This is a genomic window from Flavihumibacter sp. CACIAM 22H1 (assembly GCF_001601815.1).
GTDB lineage: Bacteria > Bacteroidota > Bacteroidia > Chitinophagales > Chitinophagaceae > Flavihumibacter.
Window position 1 is genome coordinate 1 of record NZ_LUKG01000160.1, and the last position, 2,411, is coordinate 2,411.

Below are 2,411 nucleotides of genomic sequence, written 5' to 3' on the forward strand. Positions count from 1 at the left end.
TGCTGTTTCATCGTTTCAAATTCCGCCTTCATTTCGGCTTTTCGCCGCGCAAATTCCGCCTCCATTTTTTTATGCAACTTCCTGTTCACATGGGCCAGAAAGAAGCGCGGGCCGTAAATACGCAGGTAGGTAAATGCCGCTTTTATCCCCGGTGGTAATTCAATTCCCGTATCCTGCAATACATCCGCTAAATCCTCTGTCAGATCGGCTTTTTCGTCATCCGTAGCCCGGTAATTTTCCATCCCGGCGAACAGGTCATCCCCCGGCTCTTTCGCGTATTTGGACATACCAAAAGCCGCGCCCCAATCGTGTATCTCTACCAGTGCTTTTGCATCCCGCTGGTTCCTGCCGGTGGGTTCGGTTTTGGGCTTTTCTTCCGGTTCGGGTTCTTCATCGGGTATATCCGCAAAATCAACATCCCCCGGCTTACGCATTTCGGCCCCGATCCCTTCCAGGCTATTCAACAGATCGTCAATACTGGCGGGGTCGTGGCTGATCTGTTCCCCCCTGCTTCCTTCTTCGCTTTTCCCGTTCAGCCCTTCCCCCGCCGGTATATCATCGTCAGGAAACAGCCCCTCAAAAGGATTTTCCACGTCTGCCGGTGGCGGAATATCCTCTTTCTTTTTCGGGCCTGTATTCCAGAATTCCCCCCATTTCATGTGTTTTCCTTTAATTGGGTGATCCGCTCTTTAATCATGTCATCCACATCTGACAGCATTTTCCTGATCTGGATTTTATCAATGCCCAGGTACTGTATGAGTTCGTTAAAACTCATGGCATTGATGGTTTTTTCGTCTATTTCTATTTCTGAAATGCTGACAATGCTTTCATCGGAGATTTGAATGCATGACACGTGTAATACATCACCTACGACAGATAAAAAAATCCCCTTCGCTACTGTATTTTCGTGGTGACTTATTTTAGAAATAAATTCCATAATCCCGGTTTGTACCACATGATAAGTGGCGGGGTTCTGGAAAAACTTGTCTGCTTCCTCCACGATGTCTTTTCCGTACAGGCGGCTGGTGGACGAGATGACAGGGAGAACCGTTTTTGCAATGTTTATCCCCTTTTTTGCCTCTTTGAGTTGGGCCGTGTCCAGTTTTTCTATGAATTTTTTGATATTGGATTTCATGGCCTTGCGAGTTTGTATAAGACGTAATTTTTCACCACTGAATTTTTAGCAGAACGAGCCGAAATAAAACCCGTTTTCACCTTCGCATCCACCGCTTTGTAAAGTCGGCGCCGGTAAGCAATGATCTCGTTTTCCGGGATGCAGTCGTTTTCTACGGCGAAGTATTTTAATACCTCCAAACCAATATCCCCGAACGTAAATTCTTTTTCCGGGGCTTTTAAAAACAGGTACACAATCGCCTCTTTCAGCCTGTGCGAGCTGACTTCACGCAGTTTTTCCGTATTCATAACCTGTACGTTTTAATGTGATTAATACAAAAGAAGGGTCGCGCGCACTTCCGCACCGCCGCGCAACCACTGACATTCAATGTGGTACTGCACGTTTCGGAAATTCACTTTTTCGTCTTCTTCAATTTCCCGGAATTCGCTGGATTCTTTATCCATAATCCCGTAAAAGGTAGCATGGGAATAACTGGCGTTATCCTCTGTATTTTGCCACGTAGAAATGAATTTTTCTACCTTTTCGATTAATTCAGGGTGGGTACAATCCCAGCCATACACACACATCATTTTCATAATTTCCCTGATTTGAATTACAAATTTCGGGAGTGAAAAAAAATGTGTTGTCGTTGAATGATGTTAGCTGCGGTTTATTGCCGTTAAATATCTTTTATTTAACAATCCGGCTCCCACCCCAGAATAGCGCGTAAATGTCCTGAAAACCTGCGTTGCAGATGGAAAAGGTCAGGCATGTATTTTAACAAAACACAAAATTGATACGGTGTAAGTCGTCTATAAGGTTTTGTCCTTATCTCTTTAAAAATTTCAGGGTCAGAAAGAAGAATTTCAACTTTTTTTCGGAATGTAGAAGGTGGCATTTCTATGGAGATAGCCAGGTGTTCCAACGATTTATAAGGTATCATTTCCATACGCAACCGTTTTTACAACCTATATATAACGAAAAACTACCAATATTAGTATGGACTGCCCTCAGAAAACCGCACCAGCCAGGATGTTCACGAAAATAAATTCCTGAAAAACAGGCGCTTACTCCCTTTTGGGGCTTTTTCCTGCCTTTTGCCCTCTTTTGATGCCTTTTGCCGCGTTTTCATTCCGGCGGTATGCTACCGTTACTGTAACACAGCGTGTTAAGTTATCAGGCGGGCTGTTTCTACAGGTTTTTCCTGTGTTTTTGTGGGTTTTAAAAACAACGCTTGTGTTTTCAAATGAGTTGCCGGGTGATCTTATACCGGTAGATCACTAAAAGGTTTTGAAAA

General features: G+C 44.0%; 4 protein-coding genes. All 4 read right to left on the bottom strand.

Annotated features, from left to right (window positions below):
• The coding region (locus A1D16_RS21510; protein ID WP_290713756.1) for a hypothetical protein at positions 1–659 on the bottom strand (659 nt) is incomplete at its 3' end.
• Entirely contained in the window at positions 656–1,135 is a 480-nt protein-coding gene (locus tag A1D16_RS21515) for a hypothetical protein (protein WP_290713759.1), read from the bottom strand. The genes A1D16_RS21510 and A1D16_RS21515, both read right to left, overlap by 4 nt.
• The gene (locus A1D16_RS21520) at positions 1,132–1,422 is read right to left on the bottom strand and encodes a hypothetical protein (protein WP_290713762.1); all 291 of its coding nucleotides are present in this window, start codon (positions 1,420–1,422) and stop codon (positions 1,132–1,134) included. Before A1D16_RS21520 ends, A1D16_RS21515 begins: the two co-directional genes overlap by 4 nt.
• Before the next feature lie 21 nt (positions 1,423–1,443).
• Positions 1,444–1,710 carry a hypothetical protein gene (locus A1D16_RS21525; RefSeq protein WP_290713765.1) on the bottom strand — a complete coding sequence of 89 codons (267 nt, stop codon included), beginning with the start codon at positions 1,708–1,710 and terminating at the stop codon, positions 1,444–1,446.
• Positions 1,711–2,411: the final 701 nt, after the last annotated feature.